Annotated in this window: 14 protein-coding genes and 1 pseudogene; 5 read left to right on the plus strand and 10 right to left on the minus strand. The window is 62.7% G+C overall.

The genetic code is table 11. From position 1 onward, the window contains the following. A pseudogene (locus AW06_RS15260) lies at nucleotides 1-368 on the minus strand (chemotaxis protein); the annotation flags it as partial. A gap of 166 nt (nucleotides 369-534) precedes the next feature. After that, entirely contained in the window at nucleotides 535-1,161 is a 627-nt protein-coding gene (locus AW06_RS15265) for a response regulator (RefSeq protein ID WP_034951721.1), read from the minus strand. Between the two features lie 270 nt (nucleotides 1,162-1,431). Here AW06_RS15265 and AW06_RS20920 point away from each other — a divergent pair, with 270 nt between their 5' ends. Then, the gene (locus AW06_RS20920; protein ID WP_273704774.1) at nucleotides 1,432-3,246 is read left to right on the plus strand and encodes an ATP-binding protein; all 1,815 of its coding nucleotides are present in this window, start codon (nucleotides 1,432-1,434) and stop codon (nucleotides 3,244-3,246) included. A gap of 6 nt (nucleotides 3,247-3,252) precedes the next feature. Here AW06_RS20920 and AW06_RS15275 read toward each other — a convergent pair whose 3' ends face one another. The 3 genes from AW06_RS15275 to AW06_RS15280 all read right to left on the minus strand — a co-directional run bounded on the left by AW06_RS15275 (nucleotide 3,253) and on the right by AW06_RS15280 (nucleotide 6,261). Then, complete coding sequence (locus AW06_RS15275; protein WP_273704775.1) at nucleotides 3,253-5,640, minus strand: PAS domain S-box protein; 2,388 nt, start codon at nucleotides 5,638-5,640, stop codon at nucleotides 3,253-3,255. A gap of 115 nt (nucleotides 5,641-5,755) precedes the next feature. Further along, nucleotides 5,756-6,049: a type II toxin-antitoxin system RelE/ParE family toxin gene (locus AW06_RS20925; protein WP_273704776.1), complete on the minus strand. Its 294-nt coding sequence runs from the start codon at nucleotides 6,047-6,049 to the stop codon at nucleotides 5,756-5,758. Then, entirely contained in the window at nucleotides 6,046-6,261 is a 216-nt protein-coding gene (locus AW06_RS15280) for an addiction module protein (protein WP_034951722.1), read from the minus strand. The genes AW06_RS20925 and AW06_RS15280 overlap by 4 nt, the downstream gene beginning before the upstream one ends. Before the next feature lie 272 nt (nucleotides 6,262-6,533). On the opposite strand from AW06_RS15280, the gene AW06_RS15285 reads away from it, so the two are divergent. Beyond that, entirely contained in the window at nucleotides 6,534-7,781 is a 1,248-nt protein-coding gene (locus tag AW06_RS15285; protein ID WP_034951776.1) for an amidohydrolase family protein, read from the plus strand. Between the two features lie 18 nt (nucleotides 7,782-7,799). On the opposite strand, the gene AW06_RS15290 is transcribed toward AW06_RS15285, so the two are convergent. From AW06_RS15290 to AW06_RS15310, 5 genes are all read right to left on the minus strand, one after another. Beyond that, nucleotides 7,800-8,777, minus strand: a complete 978-nt coding sequence (locus AW06_RS15290; protein WP_034951724.1) for a hypothetical protein — start codon at nucleotides 8,775-8,777, stop codon at nucleotides 7,800-7,802. A 382-nt stretch (nucleotides 8,778-9,159) separates the two neighbouring features. Continuing rightward, nucleotides 9,160-10,866 carry a diphosphate--fructose-6-phosphate 1-phosphotransferase gene (locus AW06_RS15295; RefSeq protein WP_034951725.1) on the minus strand — a complete coding sequence of 569 codons (1,707 nt, stop codon included), beginning with the start codon at nucleotides 10,864-10,866 and terminating at the stop codon, nucleotides 9,160-9,162. Nucleotides 10,867-10,986: 120 nt separating this feature from the next. Continuing rightward, entirely contained in the window at nucleotides 10,987-12,060 is a 1,074-nt protein-coding gene (gene fbaA, locus AW06_RS15300; RefSeq protein ID WP_034951727.1) for a class II fructose-bisphosphate aldolase, read from the minus strand. Between the two features lie 232 nt (nucleotides 12,061-12,292). Next, nucleotides 12,293-14,002: a single-stranded-DNA-specific exonuclease RecJ gene (gene recJ, locus AW06_RS15305; protein ID WP_034951729.1), complete on the minus strand. Its 1,710-nt coding sequence runs from the start codon at nucleotides 14,000-14,002 to the stop codon at nucleotides 12,293-12,295. Further along, nucleotides 13,999-15,066 carry a hypothetical protein gene (locus AW06_RS15310; protein WP_273704777.1) on the minus strand — a complete coding sequence of 356 codons (1,068 nt, stop codon included), beginning with the start codon at nucleotides 15,064-15,066 and terminating at the stop codon, nucleotides 13,999-14,001. The genes recJ and AW06_RS15310 overlap by 4 nt, the downstream gene beginning before the upstream one ends. 116 nt (nucleotides 15,067-15,182) lie before the next feature. Here AW06_RS15310 and AW06_RS15315 point away from each other — a divergent pair, with 116 nt between their 5' ends. The 3 genes from AW06_RS15315 to AW06_RS15325 are packed head-to-tail and all read left to right on the plus strand — an operon-like array spanning nucleotide 15,183 to nucleotide 19,206. Then, entirely contained in the window at nucleotides 15,183-16,430 is a 1,248-nt protein-coding gene (locus AW06_RS15315; RefSeq protein ID WP_034951731.1) for a lipoprotein-releasing ABC transporter permease subunit, read from the plus strand. Further along, a complete protein-coding gene (gene lolD / locus AW06_RS15320; protein ID WP_273704778.1) occupies nucleotides 16,423-17,151 on the plus strand; it encodes a lipoprotein-releasing ABC transporter ATP-binding protein LolD in 729 nt (242 codons plus the stop codon). Before AW06_RS15315 ends, lolD begins: the two co-directional genes overlap by 8 nt. Before the next feature lie 33 nt (nucleotides 17,152-17,184). Beyond that, entirely contained in the window at nucleotides 17,185-19,206 is a 2,022-nt protein-coding gene (locus AW06_RS15325) for a methyl-accepting chemotaxis protein (protein WP_034951733.1), read from the plus strand. The last annotated feature ends 14 nt before the right edge of the window (nucleotides 19,207-19,220 follow it).

A 19,220-nucleotide genomic window follows, 5' to 3' on the forward strand; every position in this document is an offset into this window, starting at 1 on the left:
AACTGCCCGACAAGGACCCGGGTGAAGCGCGGGATCTCCCGCAACTCGGGCATCGCGACGCGCTGGCAGACCTTGTTCGACGGGCAGCGCTGGCGTTCGTCCTTGAGGTCGGCTTCGATCCCCATATGAACGTCCTGGTAGAGGATCCGCGAAACGCTATGCTGCACGGTGACAAAGATCAGCAGGCCGAGAAGCGTGACCAGGGTGTCGATGCTGCGATCGCCGATACCGAGAGTCTGGTTCAGAAACGGCTGATAGACCGCGTGTGTGAGGAAAACCACGATAACCAGCACGGTTGCTGCTGCAAGGCCGGTGATCAGCGTGCGCTGGCGATACTGGTGATACTGTTTGCCAAGAGTTTTGGCCATGTTGAGACTTCTCCTATGTACAGCACACTCTGTGCGGGCAATTGCCCGAAGAATCTGCCAGGGAGAAGACTAGCGAGGCGCGCGCCAAGGCGCTATCCGGAAATCCACCCGGGACTCAGTATTACTACAGAAGTTCAAGGCGGGAGAGTAAGGGGAAGGAGTGCGCTTACTTTATGAAGCTGGCGACCATGCCGACCAGTTCGATGACGTTGCCGGCGCCGGACTTGGCCATGATGTGCGCGCGGTGGGTCTCGACCGTGCGCTCGCTGATGCCCAGGTCGGCGGCGATGACCTTGTTGCGCTTGCCGGTGACGATCGCGGCCAGAATTTCCTGCTCGCGCGGGGTCAAGGATTTTTGCCAGTCGTCACCCGCCGCCGGCACTGCTGCCGATGTCGCTGCCGCTTTCCTTTCGTCGGCCAGGTGCAGGGCGGCGTTGATCCGTTCGATCAGGTGCTGGACGTTGAAGGGTTTTTCGAGGAAGTCGAAAGCGCCAAGGCGCATGGCCCGCACTGCGGTCGGCACGTCGGCATAGCCGGAAAGAAAGATCACCGGGATCTCGGGATTGCGCTGACGCAACCATTCATGGACTTCCGGCCCGGTGATGCGCGGCATGCGGATGTCGAGCAGCACGCAGTCGGTATGGCCGGGTCGCCAGCGGCGCATGAAGTCCTCGCCGGACGAGTATTCCTCGGCGACCAGCCCGACGCTGGCCAGTACCTCCAGCAGAAAACGGCGAACTTGCGCATCGTCATCGACGATGCAGATGTACGGGTTCGAGATCTTTGCGTCCATGGGCGTGATCTACGGATTTCCAGGTGCAATGGCGGTAGACTGCGCTATTCTACCGAGGATTGGCAATCCTGCAGAGAATGACGAGAAAATGAGTGTGACTGCAAGTGTTGGAAGGGTCCGATACGGTGTGGACGCTTCACCATCGAACGGAGTACTTCGACTCACAATTTCATTCGCACCCGAAAAAATGGCTTTATCGATGGATCAGAGCCGCAGAACACGGCCGGTCGACCCTGTGGTCTGTCGTGTCTGCCGGCAGGGCGGCGCCTGATGAGTGTGTTCCTGGCGCGACGAGACGGCATGGAGTGGTGCTTGCTGACCGTTGCCTTGCTACTGTTCGGTGGCTCGAACGCCTGGTTGCTGCAGCAGCAGTATCGATATGTCGAGCAGGAAGAAGGAAATCGCCTGCAGGTCGCGGCACATCAGCTCGCTGACCTGATGGGACGGCGTCTGCCTGCGGAGGATTTCCGCGCCTTGATGGCCTCGGTGCGTTACGCGCCGGACCTGCGGGTGTCGGCGCAAGTGGATGGCGAATGGTTCGAGTGGGGGGCGGCCGGGTCCGATGGCGAGGGATGGAAGGTCGCGGGCGCGACGGCGTTCCTGCCGAGCCGCCACGAGAGCGGGCAGACGGCCTCGTTGCTGAGTGGTGTGTACGATACGGATGGTGAAGAGCTGCTGGTGGCGGTGCGCGCGCTGCCGGCCGGCAGCATCGATGCGACCCGGCTGGTCGGCATCGCCCGGCGGCGGGCCGTGATTCATGCCAACTGGTGCGGCATGGCGACCTGGCATCTCGGGCTGTTTCTGGCCACGCTACTGTCGTCGGTCTTTGCCCTGTTTGCGCTGCAGCGCCGGCAACGGCGTCTAGATACCCTGCGCGCGGAGCGCCATGTCGAGCAGCGGGCGGCTGCCGAGCGTTTGCGACTGGCGACCGACCTGGCCGGTCTGGGAGTGTGGGAATATGATCCGGTCAGCGGGCGCCTGCGCTGGGATGCGTCGATCTACGCGCTGTACGGGATCGACCCTGCCGTCTCGACCGTGACCACCTGCGAGGACTGGTCGAAGCACGTTCTGCCCGAGGATCTGCCGGCCGCGGAAGCGGCGCTGCATGCGTCGGTCCGCGATCGCCATCAGTTCCGGATGAATTTCCGGATTCGCCGGGGTGATGGGCAGATCCGCCTGATCAGGGCTCTGGCGCAGCCGCTTTTCGCCGTCGATGGTTCGCCGCTGTCGGTCATCGGCATCAACCAGGACATGACCGATTGCGTCGAGGCCGAGCGCGAGCAGGAGGAACTCAGGAACCGCCTCGCCAGGGCAGCACGCATGGAGATTCTGGGGGCGATGGCTGCCAGCATTGCCCATGACTTCAATAATATTCTGGTCGCCATCCTTGGTTTTTCCGGATTGGGCAGGGCGGTGGTACGCGCTGCCGGGGGTTCCGGGCGCGTGGCCTCGTATTTCAAGGAGATCGAGACCGCCGGTGAACGCGCCAGGGAGCTGGTGCAGCAGTTGCTGGTCTTCTCGCGTGGCGGCACCCTGCATGTCTCGGTGGTGTCGGTGGCCGACGGCGCGCGCGCGGTGGTCGATCTGCTCGCTTCGTCCTTCCCGATGGACGTGACCTTGTCGATGCGCATCGACGACGATCTGCCGACGCTCGACATCGATCGCTCGCACCTGTCTCGAATTCTGGTCAATCTCTGCCTGAACGCCCGCAATGCGATGGCCGGGCCGGGCGAGGTATGCATTTCGGCGCAGCGTGTAGGCGTCGATCCGGTCGAGGTCTGCGCTTCCTGCCATGCCGAGTTTGCCGGCGAGTTCGTGCGCATTGCGGTCAGCGACGAGGGCTGTGGTATCCCTCAGGCCATTCACGACCGCATTTTCGAGCCTTTCTTCACCACCCGCGAGCCGGGCATGGGAGCGGGCATGGGGCTGGCCGTCGTGCACGGTCTGGTGCACCTCTATCAAGGGCATGTGCAGATGCAGAGCGTAGCGGGTCAGGGAAGCACCCTGGCGATCCTGTTGCCGCGCAGCGTGTGGCACGCCGGGGCGGCGAGCGAAGGATCGCCCGCAGGCGCCGCTACCGACTGAAGGCCCTCATTCGCCAGGCGACGGTCGCAGCCAGCGCGTGACGACTTCGAGCAGCGCCGCCATTCGGAAAGGTTTGGCGATGAAGTCGTTCATTCCGACGGCCCGGCAGCGATCCTGTACTTCCTTGACGACGTTGCCGGTGAGGCCCAGGATCGGCACCTGCGCGTGTTTCGGCTGTTGGCGAATCCGGCGCGTCGCCTCGAATCCGTCCATGATCGGCATCTGCAGGTCCATCAGGATCAGATCGTAAACCCCCTTGCCGGCCAGCTCGACCGCTGTCGCGCCATTGGCCGCGCAGTCGGCGCGCAGGTCCCTGCTTCCCAGAATCGAAACGATCACTTCGCGGTTGATCGGCTCGTCGTCGACGATCAGGATACGTCCTTCCGCGGGTGCCTGCTGCGCCGCCGTATCCACGCTCGCGCTGGTGCCGCCGCCGGCCCGCTCGGGCGCCCTCCGCAGGCAGGCTGTGAACCAGAAGGTGCTGCCAATCCCCTCGGTACTGTCAACCCCGACGCCGCCCCCCATCTTCTCGGCGATCTGTTTGACGATGGCGAGGCCTAGACCGGTCCCGCCATGCACTCGGGTCATCGAATCATCGGCTTGTTCGAAGTGCCGGAAGAGCCGCCCGAGCGAGCTGGGGGCAATGCCGATGCCGGTATCGCGGACCTCGAAGCGCAGCATCAGATGGTCCTTTTGTTCCTCCTGGCGGCGGACGCTGATCCGGATGCTGCCCTGTGGGGTGAACCGGATCGCGTTGCTGACGTAGTTGAGCAGGGCCTGCCGAAGGCGTGTCGGGTCGCCGAGCAGTGGGTCGGGCAGGCTCTCGCAATCGCTCGATAGCGTGAGGCCCTGTTGCCGGGCGCGATCCGTGCTCATTTCAACGACACTGCTGACAATCCCGGCCACATCGCAAGGGACTTGTTCGAGAACCAGCTTGCCAGCCTCGATCTTCGAGAAGTCGAGTACGTCGTCGATGAGGCTCAGCAGGTGTTGTGCAGCGCCTTGCAACTTGTCAAGCCGCTCCGCCTGGCGGGGGCTGGGACTGTCCAGTTTGATCAAGTCGGCGAGGCCGAGAATGGCGGTCATCGGGGTGCGGATCTCGTGACTCATGTTGGCCAGGAATGCGCTCTTCGCCCGGCTGGCGGACCTGGCGATCTGCGTCGTGATGGCCAGTTGCCGGGTGCGTTCGGCGACACGTGCCTCGTGGCTCTCGTTCAGTTCACGCAGCCTGGCTTCTGCCTCCTTGCTTTCGGTGATGTCGAGATGGGTGCCGAACATGTGCAGTGGCCGGCCGTCGGCACTCCACTCCATGACCTTGCCACGGTCGCGGACCCATACCCAGTAGCCGTCCCGGTGGCGCATCCGGCACTCGCAGTCGTAAGCGGGCAACTCGCCGGCAAAGTGCCGGCGCAGCAGGGCGTTGGATTTTTCGAGGTCGTCCGGATGCGCGAAGCGCAACCAGGTGGCGATGCTCAGCGGCGCAATCTCCGCCAGCGTGTAGCCGATGATCCCGGCCCAGCGTTCGTTGAAGAGCACTGCGCCGGTCTCGACGTTCCACTCCCAGGTGCCGACGTCGGTGCCCGCGATGATGTTGGCCAGGCGCTGGCGCTCGGTGTGCAAGGTGTCGGCCAGGTTCCGGCTGCTGCTGATGTCTTCGTGCGCCACGACGACACCGCCGCGCTCGGATCGCAAGGGATCGACGCGCATCCGGAACCAGCGTTTCTGGTTGGCTGAGTGGCAGGGGTATTCCAGTTCGAAGTAATCGCGGTGCCCGGCCAGTACCGTGGCAATGCCGGCCCAGGCGGCCAGACCTTCGGCAGTGGCGAGACAGACCGCACGGTAATCGGCGCCGATCGGGTCAGCGAGCGACATCTCGCCGCCGTTTTCTGCGGCGAATCGCAACCACGCCTGATTGACTGCCAGGATTTTCCCGTCGCCGTCGAGGACCGCGACGTGTGCGCTCAAGGAATCGAGGATGGCGGCATTGAATGCTTCACTCGCGCGTAGCGCCGCCTCGGTCTGGCATCGCGCGGTGGTATCGCGCAGCGTTGCCGTGAATAGCTTCTGACCCTGCACTTCGACCAGCGAAATCGACGCTTCGAGCGGAAATTCCTCGCCATTGCCACGGCGGCCAAGAACCTGATGGGTTCTTCCCATCGGTCGCGAGGTGACCGAACTGGCGGCGAACTCCCCGACATGAATGCGATGGGCTGTATGGAAACGTTCGGGAATGAAACGGTCGAGCAGGCTTCCGAGGGCCTCGGCAACCGGACACGCAAACATTTTTTCGGCGGCATCGTTGAACAGGATGATCCGGTAAGATTCGTCGATGGTCACGATTGCATCGAGGGCCGAGTCGACGATCCTGGCCAGTATTTCTTCCCCGTCAATCATGGTGTGCTCCCGTACCCGCTCTGCTGCGAAGCGCTGTTCCCGATCGGCAAAGCATTGAATCTCCTCTCCCCCTAGCGGCAGGTTGGGGTTCACTACTCGAAGTGACAACGGTGTGTCACTTGCGATGTGTCCAGTAGCCAGGACGCCGCCTATGATGGGCAACGGCCAGGATTCGAAGCGCCTCTCCGGCTACTTGACAGATGATGCTGTATGGGAACCGACGGAAGAGATGTCGTCGACGAGTACCACCAAACACAGCGCCAAGCAGAGGATTGGATAGAACGAGATTGGCCGTTCTTGCAAATTCGGCCACAAACGCGAGCCCAAGCTCGACATTCCCTTCATGAGGATAGAAAGCGGCTGCGTCGTGTAGTTCGGTGAGTGCAGGTGGCGCAACATCGAGCTTCACTTCAAGGCTGCACGGACCTGAGCAAGTGCCTCGGCAAGGGGTATGACCTGTCCTGCCCCACTCTTGATGTCAGCAATCCTGCGCTCTGTTTCAACGGCCCAAGCTTCCTCAATGTCGGCATCCTCGTCGAGTAAGACCTGTGCGAACGCAGCGTGCTCGCAGGCCGTCAGCTTCAGTGCCTCAGCTTCGAGCAATTCGAGTTGATTTCCCATGGCTAATGCCTGCGTAGATATGGTCATGATTTTACTGCGAGTCCGGGGCCAAGTGATAAGCTCAATACTTTCATTCGCGCTCCACTTGACCTTGGTGTCGATGCCACTACACTCGCCGATATATGTTGGCTTGTCGTCGGTGACGGTGGAGGGTGGAGGATGTGGTTTGACTCTGGGTCAGCAAGCGGTTTCTCGCTGAATCCTTGCGCAGTGTCCTGCGTGCTTCCGGCACTTCGATCCGGCAGCGCAGCGCCTGGCCGTCGGATGCGGCGATGAACCCGCCGCGTCGCCGCGCCTTGCTCGCCACGCTCGCCGGCGGCGGCCTGCTTGCCTTGTCGGGCGTCGTTGCGCAGCCCTGGCGAGCCTGGTTCAATCGCTGTCAGGCGCAACTGCCGACAGCCGTTGCGGGTGGCGAGTGGGTGCGCAGCGCGTGGGACGGAGTCGATCCTGCGCAATTTCTGGATGGCCATGTGCACCTGGTCGGTACCGGCGATTCGGACAGCGGCATCGAGGTGAATCCGCAGATGGACAGCCTCCTGCATCCGCTGCAGTATGCGCAGCGCCTGTTCTACCTGAATGCCGGCTGCGTCCATGATGCACCGGGGCGAGTGGATGAGAGCTACGTCGACCGCCTGCAGAATCTCGTCGAAGGATTGCGGCCGGGGGCGAAGCTGCTGCTCTTCGCTTTCGACCGCTTCCACGACCTCGATGGTCGAGCCGACCCGCAGCGCAGTTCTTTCTACACACCCAACGCTTACGCACAGGCCGTGGCCGCCCGCCATCCGCAGTATTTTCAGTGGGCGGCGTCGGTTCATCCGTATCGCGGCGACTGCGTCGAGGCGCTGGCCATCGCCGTCGAAGGAGGGGCGCGGGCGGTGAAATGGTTGCCGCCGGCCATGGGTATCGATCCGTCCTCGAAACGTTGCGACCGCTTCTATGCCGCATTGGCGAAACATGGCTTGCCGTTGATCAGCCATGCCGGCGAGGAAAAAGCGGCCCCCGGTGGCGACCAGCCGGCCTTTGGCAATCCGCTCCTGCTGCGGCGGGCGATGGACCATGGTGTCCGGGTGGTGGTGGCGCATTGCGCCTCGCTCGGCAGCGCCGTCGATGTGGACCGGGGTGCGAACGCGGTGCCGCTTTCCTGTTTCGAACTGTTCGCCCGCATGATGGGCGAAGCGCGTTATGAAAAGCTGCTGTTTGGCGATATTTCGGCGCTGACGCTCAGAAACCGCAGCGAGGAAGTGCTGCGCACGCTGCTCGAACGCAGCGAATGGCATGCGCGTTTGCTGAACGGTTCCGACTATCCCTTGCCGGGCATCGTGCCGCTGATCCTGCCTGCCGAGTTCGCCGCGCGGGGCATGCTGCCGCAGTCGGCGGTCGCGGAGCTGGACGTGATCCGCCACCACAATCCCTTGCTTTTCGATTTCGTCCTCAAGCGACATCTGTCTTCGCGTGGACAGGGCTTTGCATCCACCATCTTCGAGACACGCGCCTTCTTCGCCACAAGGCCTGCTGGCTGAAGAGCCTGGCGACGGTTTTCATGCCGGCAATGGCGCCGGCATGAAGGGAGCCCGGCCGGTGGCAAGGTAGGCCTCGCAGCGTTCTGTATATTCGCGGGTACTCTTGGGCATCGGCGTGCGTGCACGAGCGATGTAGAACACCAGGTCGCGGCCGTTGCGGATCAACTGGAGGCCATCGGAAACGCGGTACAGCAGCCTGCCGGTTCGTTCTCCGAGCGGTTTGGGGACAGGTTTCGGCGTGAAGTTGGCCAGCCGCTCGCCAGCGGTCACCAGTTGCGACCAGACATCGAAAATATCCCGGTCGGTGCGCAGGGTTTCCGTCTTGATTCTGGCGGCGCAGGCAAAATCCCGTACCGGGACTTCGATGGCGGCGAAAGCGGGAATACGGCTGAAGGTGGCGATCATCACCTCGGCGATCCGGTCGATGTCGCGCATGCTCTGACCGATCTTGATGTAGCGGTTTTCGTAGAATTCCTCGATTGGTACCGAAAAGGCGCGGAAGGGTTCGCCCCAGAGCTCGTCGATACCTTCCTCGCCGCTGCGGTGAAGGACGACATGCCCGAGGTCCATCGCGTCGAGCAGGCATTGGCCGCATTCGCGCATCAGCGCGTCGTCGCTGTGGATCTCGATGCCGTCTGCCTGCAACTCGACCAGCTTCCGGAAGATGTCGGTGGCGCGGTTGAACAGGGCGCCGGCGAGCATGGCGGCCTTGACCCGACGCCGGCCGGGGTCGCTCTCCGCCTGGTAACTCTGTCGAGCCTCGCCAAGCCGGCAGCCCGGAATGTTGAGTCCATGTTCGGTATGGTTGAACAGGCGTCGGGTCAGTGCTTCGATCAGTTGCTTCTTGGCCTGCAAGGAATCGCCGGGAACCGGATAAGTCTTGATCCAGTAACCATCGTAGAGCACCCGTTCGGTATCGTTGATGATTCTGCGCGTTCCTTCGGGAGGGAAGGTGTCGTGATTAGAGACCGGTTCGAGTCGGTGGACATTGCTCATTGCTGTCAATCATGTGAAAGTCGCGTAAGAGATACACGACTCTTCCCTCTCCGCTTGCGGGGGAGGGTTTGGAAGAGAGGGAAACGGTCATGACGTTCATGATCGGGGGCTGCCTGGAAAAGTCCTGACCGTGTGTGCTGAAAAACGCCTGAACCAAAGCAAGAAACGTGCTTGCTCAAGATTGCTTCTGCAAGCCGCTGATTTCAATTTGATCCGACCGTATCGACCTTGGCTTTGCTGATCGGTACGCTTCATCACGGTGCATACAGGTCTCGCGGGGGCACTCTGCCGGTGCGCAGGATGGTCATCCGGGGTGCTGATCGCAGCATGAAAAAGGGCCATCGTTGCCGATGGCCCCTAGCTGACTCAAGAAGCAGTTCGTTCAGCCGATCTTGAACATCAACGCGTCGGCCCCGGAGTTTAGCGCGACGCTGATCGGCAGCTGATCCGTCGTTGGTCCCCAGAACTGGCGTGGACCCGGCGACGCGAAGAGATCACTGGCCGCCCAGGCCTCACGCCGTGAGACGAAGTACTGCATGGCCGGTGAATCCATCTTGACCAGCGCTTTCTCGATCACGAACTCATTCTTGCCGTGACGGCGTTCGATGTTGAGCAGGCCTGCGAGCGGGATGGCCTGTGGGGTGCCGCCGCTGGCGAGTCCGGTGATCGTCGCCATGTAGCCGGTACGGCCGTCGAGGATCAGCGAGCCGGCGGTCAGGCCGAGGTTGTAGGTATAGGCGGCATCGAACAGCGTTGGTGCGCCGCAGCGGCCTTCGTAGCCCAGGAAGTGGCTGTGCGCGGCGAAGGGGACATTGGCATCGAGTTCCCTGACGCGCTGTCTGGCCATGTCGATCAGCAACTGCTCGGTGGGAATCAGCGAGACCTGCAGGTTGCCGTGCGAGTCGCGTTCGGCGAGCAGCATGTTCACGATGTAATGCGGCAGCGAGGCCAGCAGGCTGGCATTCTCGGGGCTGAGCCGGCTGCCGACGAAAGCCGGTTTGGCGTCGTCAGCCTGGGCGGCGAAATCGGCGGCGTGGTGCGCGAGGACATCGTTGAGTTCGGCGATCATGGCGTTCATTTCCGGGATGAACTCGATCAGGCCTTCCGGCGCCAGCAGGACGCCGTAGTTCATTCCCCGGTGCGAACGTTCGACGATGACCCGCGCGACGCGGTCGATGATGCTCGCCAGCGACTCCTGGTTGGCGGCGATTTCTTCGGAGATCAGGGTGATCGCCGGCTTGGTCTGCAGTGCGACTTCGAGTGCGACATGCGAAGCCGATCGGCCCATGAGCTTGACGAAGTGCCAGTACTTGAGCGATGAGCTGGTGTCCTGCAGGATGTTGCCGACCATCTCGCTGTAGATCCGTGTCGCGGTATCGAAGCCGAACGAAATCGAGAGCAGATCGCCGATCTGCAGGTCGCCGTCGATGGTTTTCGGCACGCCGATGACCTGCACGCCGGAGCCGTCGGCCTTGACGCCGGTAAACAGCGATTCGGCGAGGACCGCGGCATTGGTGTTGGAATCGTCACCGCCGACGACGACGATGGCGTCGAGCTGGTGTTTGATGCAGGTCTCTCGGACCTGTGCAAACTGCTCGTCGCTCTTGATCTTGGTGCGGTCCGAGCCGAGAAAGTCGAAGCCGCCGGTATTGAGAATGAAGTCGACGTTGGCTTCGGTGATTTCGAACAGCGAGCCCTTGAGCAGGCCCTTCGGACCCGCCCGGACGCCAAGGAGCGTGTTGCCGGCGCCCAGCACCCGCTTGAGTCCGCAGACCACGTTGTGACCGCCCGCGGCCGGACCACCCGAGAACAGCACGGCGACGCGCTTTCCCTGCACGGTCGCGGGATTGCTGCCGGAGGAGGTGAGGACGATATTGTTGGAGGCGGCGACGCTCTGCGGAAACTGCGCGCGTACGGCGTCACTGTCCTTGGTGCTCAGGACGCGCCCGGTGTTCTTGAAGCTGACCGGCTGCGGGCTGCTCGACGAGCCAAATGCGGCGCAGACCGGCAGGGGGAGCTGGCGCACGGCCGATTCGAAGATCGATTGGTGCGCTTCTGTCTGGATGAGCTGCTCTACCAGGGTACTCATGGTTTGATCCTCGGTGTACTGTTGTACTTACGGTGTATTGATGGAAAGGTGATCTCCGGCAGGCACAAAAAAGGGCCAGCCCAGACCTGGACCAGCCCGTTTGCATGCGCCGGGAATCGCTTAGCCCAGCGTGCCGATGTTGTTCAGGTCGGCAAAAGCCTGCTTGAGTCGGGCCCGGAAGGCGTCTTCACCCTTGCGCAGCCAGGCACGCGGGTCATAGTACTTCTTGTTCGGTTTTTCATCGCCTTCGGGGTTGCCGATCTGACCCTGCAGATAGCCTTCGTTCTTCTTGTAGAAGCCCATCACGCCATCCCAGAACGCCCACTGCAGGTCGGTGTCGATGTTCATCTTGATGACCCCGTAGGAAATTGCCTCGCGGATTTCTTCGAGGGTCGATCCCGATCCGCCATGGAAGACGAAGTTGACCGGGAGGTTCTTGGTGCCGAATTTCTTCTGCACGTAATCCTGCGAGTTTTTCAGGATGATCGGCTGCAGCTTGACGTTGCCCGGCTTGTAGACGCCGTGCACATTGCCGAAAGCCGCGGCGATGGTGAAGCGGTCGCTGACCTGCGAGAGCGCTTCGTAGGCCATCGCCACGTCTTCCGGCTGAGTGTAGAGCCTGGAGCTGTCGACACCGCTGTTGTCGACGCCGTCTTCCTCACCGCCGGTGACGCCGAGCTCGATTTCGAGGGTCATTCCCATCTTGCTCATCCGTTCGAGATAGCGCTTGCAGATCTCGATGTTTTCCTCGATCGGTTCTTCCGACAGGTCGAGCATGTGCGAGCTGTAGAGCGGTTTGCCGTGCGTCTTGAAGTATTGTTCGCCGGCGTCGAGCAGGCCGTCGATCCACGGCAGCAGCTTCTTGGCCGCGTGGTCGGTATGCAGGATGACCGTCGCGCCGTAGAGTTCGGCCATTAGATGGATGTGCTGGGCGCCGGAGATTCCGCCGGCGATGCACGAACGCTGGTTGGTATTGTCGAGGCCCTTGCCGGCGAAGAACTGCGCGCCGCCGTTGGAGAACTGGATGATCGCCGGAGCATTGAGCTCCTTGGCGGTTTCCATGACCGAGTTCACCGTGCTGGTGTTGATGACATTCACCGCCGGCAGCGCGAACTGCTTGGCCTTGGCCAGTTCGAAAATGGCCTGCAACTCGTCGCCAGTGGCGACGCCGGGTTTGATTTGTGTTGCACTCATGATTGGCTTATTCCAGAGTCGGTTGATCAAAAAAGTCGGGAAGGTCGAGAAACGAGTCGAGAAACGAGGACAGAACGGACGCCCAAAACGCCCGCTTCGGTGGAAGTATCTCCGGCGTGCAGCGACTCGTCAAGCACCGTCTGCTGGGTCCTTGCAAAGACGCTGCGAGGCACCCGAAATGCACCGAAACAGTGCTCCCAACGGGTTCCGAACGGCTCTCGCGTCAGGCGTTTCAGCCGGCACGGGAGTCCAGATGTTCGATCAGCAATTGCGGCGTCTGGACACCGTTGTAGTCGTTGATCGCCAGCCGGTAAGCGGCGTGGATGGTGTTGCCGGGTGCCCGGTCGAAGTTGAACTGGATCGCTTCAAGGCATTGTGTTCCCTTGCGCAGGCGCAGCTTGAGGTGTTTGTCCTTGAGGATGCGCTGGCTCTCGACGACGAATTCATCCTGGAACAGCGGCGCCGGAAAGCCCTGTCCCCAGACTTCGGCCTCGAGCAGCCGCGCCGTGGCGATCGAGAAATAGGCGGCTTCGAGGCCGCCGTCGGTTTCCAGGGTGCGTGTGCGGTCGGCGGGCGACAGCAACTCATCGACGACGGCTGCGAACAGTTCGCGAAAACAGGCAAAGTCGCTTTCGCGCATCGTCACCCCGGCGGCCATGGCGTGCCCGCCGAAGCGCAGCAGTAGGCCAGGTGCGCGCCTGGAAAGCAGATCGAGGGCATCGCGCAGGTGCAGGCCGGCGATCGAACGGCCCGATCCCTTGATCTCGCCGCCACCCCCACGCGCGAAGGCGAATACCGGACGGTGCAGCCTTTCCTTGATGCGTGCGGCGACGATGCCGACGACGCCCTGGTGCCAGTCGGAGTCGAACAGCGAGACCGCTGCCGCGGCGTTCTCTTCCAGGTCGGGAATGGCCTTGGCGATCTGGGACAGCGCCTGCTCCTGCATGCCGGATTCGATCTCGCGGCGTTCGCGGTTGAGTGCGTCGAGTCGTTGTGCGATGTTCAGCGCGCGTCCTTCGTCGTCGGTGAGCAGGCATTCGATTCCCAGGGACATGTCGGCGAGGCGGCCGGCGGCGTTGACGCGCGGGCCGATCATGAAGCCGAGATCGTTGCCCGAGGCCTGCGCCGGATCGCGTCCGGCCGCGCGGAAAATGGCGCGCAGGCCGGGAGTGAGCTGGCCCTGGCGAATGCGTTTGAGACCCTGGCTGACGAGCACCCGGTTGTTGTGGTCGAGCCTGACGACGTCGGCGATCGTGCCGAGGGCGACCAGGTCGAGCAGGACGGCGAGCCGGGGCTCGCTGCGCGTCGAGAACCAGTGGCGCTCGCGCAATTCGGCACGTAGCGCCAGCATCACGTAGAAAATCACGCCGACGCCGGCCAGATGCTTGCTCGGGAAGCTGCAGCCGGGAAGGTTGGGATTGACGATGCAGTCGGCGGCTGGCAATTCGTCGCCTGGCAGGTGGTGATCGGTGATCAGCGTGGCGATGCCGAGCTGCCTGGCGCGGGCAACGCCGTCGATGCTGGCGATGCCGTTGTCAACGGTGACGATAAGCTTCGGCTTCTTCGTCGCGGCAAGCTCGACGATGTCGGGGGAGAGTCCGTAGCCGTAGGTGAAGCGATTCGGTACCAGATAATCCACATCTGCGCCGAAAGCCCGTAGTGCCCGGACACCCAGCGCGCAGGCGGTAGCGCCGTCGCAATCGTAGTCGGCGACGATGAGGATTTTCTGTTGTCCGGCGATGCAATCGGCGAGCAGGACGGCGGCTTCGGCGGCGTGCGTCAACCGGGCGGGTGACAGCAGCGACGTGAATTCGTAATCGAGTTCGCTGCGCAAGACGACGCCGCGCCCGGCGTAGATGCGCGCCAGCAGCGGGTGTACGCCCTGCTGTTCGAGCTGCCACTGGATGCGCGGCGAGACGCTGCGGCTACAGATTCGGGTCATGGCTCGTCCTGGTCATGACCCTTGGCCAGGGTCTGCACCGTGGCCGCCAGCGACTGTGGGCGGCGCCACAGCCGCCACTGCCCGCTACGGCTGCTTTCCCAGACCAGCATGGCGTAGGCGGTCGTGGCTGCGAGGCGCAGGTGCCGGATTCTGCCCAGCACAAGCGCCCTCTGCAGCGGCGCGAACCAGCGAGCTTCGAGTGCGAGCAGTTGCGCGCGGTAGGCTTCGCCATCTTCGTACTGTACCGGAGCTTGCAGCGAATCGAGGACGAGCAGTGGGCGGCTGCCGGGGCGGGTCTGCGCCAGCAAGGCGGCAGCATCGTCGGGGACGGCCTGCACCGGTACGCCGAAAGCGCGCCCCAGGCCACGCGCCAGCGGGTGGTCGCTCCAGACGGCGGTGCAGTCCTGCGCGCGGCCTGCCGGCAGGACCCCGGCACCCCACAACCACAGGCTGTTAATCGTCGACTGACCTGCGTCCTCTCGTCTGGTGTTGGCCGGGTGCTGATGCAGCACCATCTGCACTTCGTTGAGCCATTGGCGCAGCCAGCGCAACTCGGCGCTTTCCGGCAATTGCCGGCCGACGCTGCGGCCGGCGACGGCCGACAGCGGCAGCACGTCGAAGCGGCCGAGTTCGATATTGCCGGCAAGCTGCAGGTACCAGCGATCGGGCGTGCCGATGTGGAAGGTGCCGAGATCCGGGAACTGACGATTGAGTTCGTCAACGATGGCCGTCGCTTCGGTGGCGTTGATGTCGAGACGGCTACCGTCGGCAAGGATCAGACGTTCCTGGTGCAGGCGCAGATGCACCGGGTCGGCGCACAGCCAGCAGTCGCCGGCCACGGCCGGTCCGGCGACTTCACCGAGAGCCCGGAAGGCGGCGTAAGCGACATTCCCGGCAAGACCGAAAACATCGCAGAGCGTCGCTTCGAGCGACTGCGGCGGCCGACGCGTCCGCTGGCTGCGCGCGATCAGCGTGTTCAGGGCGTCGCAGCGAAGCGCGTCGAAACTTTCGCGGTCGTCGGGTTCGGGCCAGAGGAGTTCGGGTACGACCAGGGTGAGCTGCATGGGGGGTGTGGTGAGTGTGTGCCGGGGAGGGCAGCCACAGTCGAAAAAAGTGTAGCATAGCGCCTTTTGCCGTTTCGGCGCTTCGAACGGTTTCTTGAGACGAGTTTCCGCCGCTGATGGCCCTGCCCTACGAGTTGCTGGTCGGCCTGCGCTATACGCGCGCCAAGAAGCACAACCACTTCATTTCCTTCATCTCGCTGATCTCGATGTGCGGTATCGCGCTGGGTGTCGCGGCACTGATCGTCGTGCTGTCGGTGATGAATGGTTTTCAGACCGAATTGCGGTCGCGCATTCTCGCCGTCGTCTCGCATGTCGAGATTACCGGCGCCAGTGGCGAAATGGCCGGCTGGGAAGCAGTCGCGAAGCAGGCGGCCGAGCAGCCGCAGGTGCTTGCCGCCGCACCCTTCGTACAGGCGCAGGGCATGCTGGCCTATGGGCAATCGGTACGCGGCGCGGTGGTGCGCGGCATCCTGCCGGATCTCGAGGACCGGGTCGCAGACTTTCGCACGCACATGAAAAATGGCCGCTTCGACGCCTTGCAGCCGGATCACTTCAACATCATCCTCGGTTCGGAGCTGGCGCGCGCGCTCGGTGTTTTCATCGGCGACCGGGTGACGCTGATCGCACCGCAGGGCGTGGTGACCCCGGCTGGCGTGGTGCCGCGTCTGAAGACCTTTCATGTCGTCGGTCTGTTCGAGGTCGGGATGTACGAGTACGACAGCGGGCTGGCACTGATCCACCTCGCCGACGCGCAGCGCCTGTACCGCATGGATGACCGGGTGTCCGGCGTGCGCCTGAAACTCGACGACCTCTTTGTCGCGCCAAGGGTGGCGCGTTCGCTGGCCGGCAAGCTCGATACCCATGCCTTCATCAGCGACTGGACGCGCAGCCACGCCAATTTCTTTCGCGCCGTGCAGATCGAGAAGAACATGATGTTCATCATCCTGTCGCTGATCGTCGCCGTGGCCGCGTTCAACATCGTTTCGACGCTGGTCATGGCGGTCACCGACAAACAGTCGGATATTGCCATCCTGCGCACGCTCGGTGCCAGCCCGGCGAGCATCATGGCGGTGTTCATCGTGCAGGGAGCACTGATCGGCTGCATCGGCCTCGGCCTCGGCGTTGCCGGCGGTGTCGCCCTGGCGCTCAACGTCGATGTCGTGGTGCCGTTCATCGAGCGCCTGCTCGGCACGCAGTTCCTGGCCAAGGAGGTCTATTACATTTCCAATCTGCCTTCGGAACTGCAATGGAGCGATGTGACGACGATTACCGGCGTTGCTTTCCTGCTGGCGCTCGTGGCTACCATTTATCCCAGCTGGCGCGCGGCACGCGTCAATCCGGCGGAAGCGCTGCGTTATGAGTGAACGGGTTCTGGTCTGTCAGGGCTTACGCAAGATCTATCTGCAGGGCGACAGCAAAGTCCCGGTGCTGCTCGGTGTCGATCTCGAAATCCGGGCCGGCGAGCGGGTGGCGATCGTCGGTGCTTCGGGTTCGGGCAAGAGCACGCTGCTGCATCTGCTCGGTGGTCTCGATGCCGCCGACGCTGGCGAGGTGCAGTTGATGGGAAACGATCTGAACCGCATCGACGAGGCACAGCGCGGCAAGCTGCGCAATCGCCACCTGGGTTTCGTCTATCAGTTTCATCACCTGCTCGCCGAGTTCTCCGCGCTGGAGAACGTCGCCATGCCGTTGTACATCCGGCGCATGCCCAAAGCCGAAGCGGAAGCGCGCGCGGCGGCCGTGCTCGGCGAGGTCGGACTCGGGCATCGCTTGCGGCACACGCCGTCGGAGTTGTCGGGCGGTGAACGGCAGCGGGCAGCGATCGCTCGCGCACTGGTCACCGAGCCGGCCTGCGTGCTCGCCGACGAACCGACCGGCAATCTCGATCGGCAGACCGCTGCCGGCGTTTTCGAGCTGATGCTGGCGCTCAACCGTTCGCGGCAGACGAGTTTCGTGATCGTCACGCATGACCCGGTGCTCGCCGAGCGTGCCGGGCGCATACTGACGTTGCGCGACGGCTACCTGCATTCCGCCCGCCGTGCCCCGCAAGTTCCGGTACCGGTTGCCGATGACGGGAACTTATAGAATGAGAATGTAATAACCTGGAGGTGGCTGCCCATGAAAAGCTTGTTTACCCCGGCCATCGTGCTGCTCAACCGCGTCGGCTACACGCGAAAATTCGTCATCATGGGAGCGTTGGCGTTGGTGGCGATCGGCGTTCTATTGGTCAACCTTTACCAGAGCCTGCACCAGGTGATCGACAGTTCGCGGCAGGAATTGGCCGGTATCGAGGTGCAGAAGCCGATCAACCTTCTGATACAGCACCTGCAAATCCATCGTGGCCTCTCGTCCGGCGTGTTGAGTGGCAATGACGGAATGAAGGCCCCCCGTGCGGTGCGGCAAGAGGAAGTGAACAAAACGTTGAAGATCGTCGAAGGCAAGTTGCCAGCAGAGCTGACCGCCAGCGACTCGTGGAAGAAGGTCGTCGACAACTGGGCGAGCATCGAGCGTGACGGCCTGGATCTGATTCCAAGAGAAAATTTCCTGACCCATAACCGAACGATCGCCGAACTGCTGGACTTGCAGCGGGGTGTCGGCGATCACTTCTCGCAGTCCAACGATCCCGACATCGATCTGGTGAATTTGATCAACGGGATCATCGACCACTTGCCGAAGGCCATCGAGCACATGGGCCAGTTGCGGGCGCTGGGTACGGGAGCGCTTACCAAGAAACAGACGCTGACCCTGCAGCAAACAGTCGAAATGACGGTGCTCCTGAGCGGGCTCATCGACAACGTCGACGAAATACAGCATCACTTGGAGGCTGCCGCACGCCAAAACCCTGGTCTGAAACCAGTCATCGCCAAGGTGACGAAGGAACTGGCGGAAGCCACTGAAAAGCTGAGCGTGCTGGTAAACCAGGATGTACTCTCCGGTGCCTATGCAACCCCCCCGGGCGAGTACTTTGCGTTGACCACCGCGGCGATCGACACCGGTTACAAGGAACTCTTCGAAAGCCTCTTTCCGGCACTCGAGCAGCAACTGCAACGGCGGATCGACCGGATGGAACGCGACTTGATCTTCAGCTTCGCCGTATCGCTTCTCATGCTGATTTTATTTACCTACATTTCGATTGGCTTCTACTACGCAACGGTCGGCTGTATCCAGCAACTGGTCGACAACGCGCGAACGCTGGCGACCGGCGATCTTAGCGTACGCGTGGAACTCGGCACCCGCGATGAGCTGAAACTGGTCGGCGACGGTGTCAACGAAATGGCTGAGGCGTTTCGCCACCTTCTCCAGAACGTCCATCGCAGCGCGGGCGAAGTTCTTCAAGCGACGCAAAGGTTGTCCACGTCGGCAGCACAGGTAAAGCATGGCAGCGAGCAGCAGAGCGAGGCGGCGTCTACCATGGCCGCGGCAGTCGAGGAAATGACGGCCGGGATCGAACACCTGTCGAGCAATGCGCAGGACGCCGACCGGATTGCGGCGCTCGCCGATGGTCTGTCTTCCGATGGTGGCCGGGTCGTCGGCAACGTCATCGAAGCGATCGAAAGAATTGCCGAGGTGGTCAATCACTCGGCGTCGATTATCTCCGAGCTGGGCGGTCGGTCGGAACGGATCTCGTTAATCGTCAATGTGATCAAGGACATTGCCGACCAGACCAACCTGCTGGCATTGAACGCGGCCATCGAGGCGGCGCGCGCCGGAGAATCGGGTCGTGGCTTCGCGGTAGTCGCCGACGAGGTTCGCAAACTGGCGGAGCGCACCAGCCGCTCGACGCAGGAGATCACGGAAACCATTTCCGCCATCCAGGCGGGCACCAGCGACGCCGTGGCGAGCATGAAGATTGGCGTCAGCCGCGTTACCGAAGGCGTCACGCTGGCTCGGCAGGCGGGCAGCTCGCTCGCCGAAATCGGCGGCAATGCGCGGCAGGTCGTGCAAAGAGTGGCCGACATCTCCAACGCCCTGCGTGAGCAAAGTGTAGCCAACAACGAGATCGCCCACAGCGTCGAGCGGGTCGCCCGCATGGCGGAAGAGAACTCCTCCGCCGTTGCCGGCAACGCCGCCACGGCGGCACAGCTCGAACGTCTCTCGGAAAGTCTCGAAGCCGAGGTGCGGCGCTTCAGACTGAGCTGAGATCCCTCAGGGTC

This window comes from Candidatus Accumulibacter cognatus (genome assembly GCF_000584975.1).
Taxonomy (GTDB): Bacteria; Pseudomonadota; Gammaproteobacteria; order Burkholderiales; family Rhodocyclaceae; genus Accumulibacter; species Accumulibacter cognatus.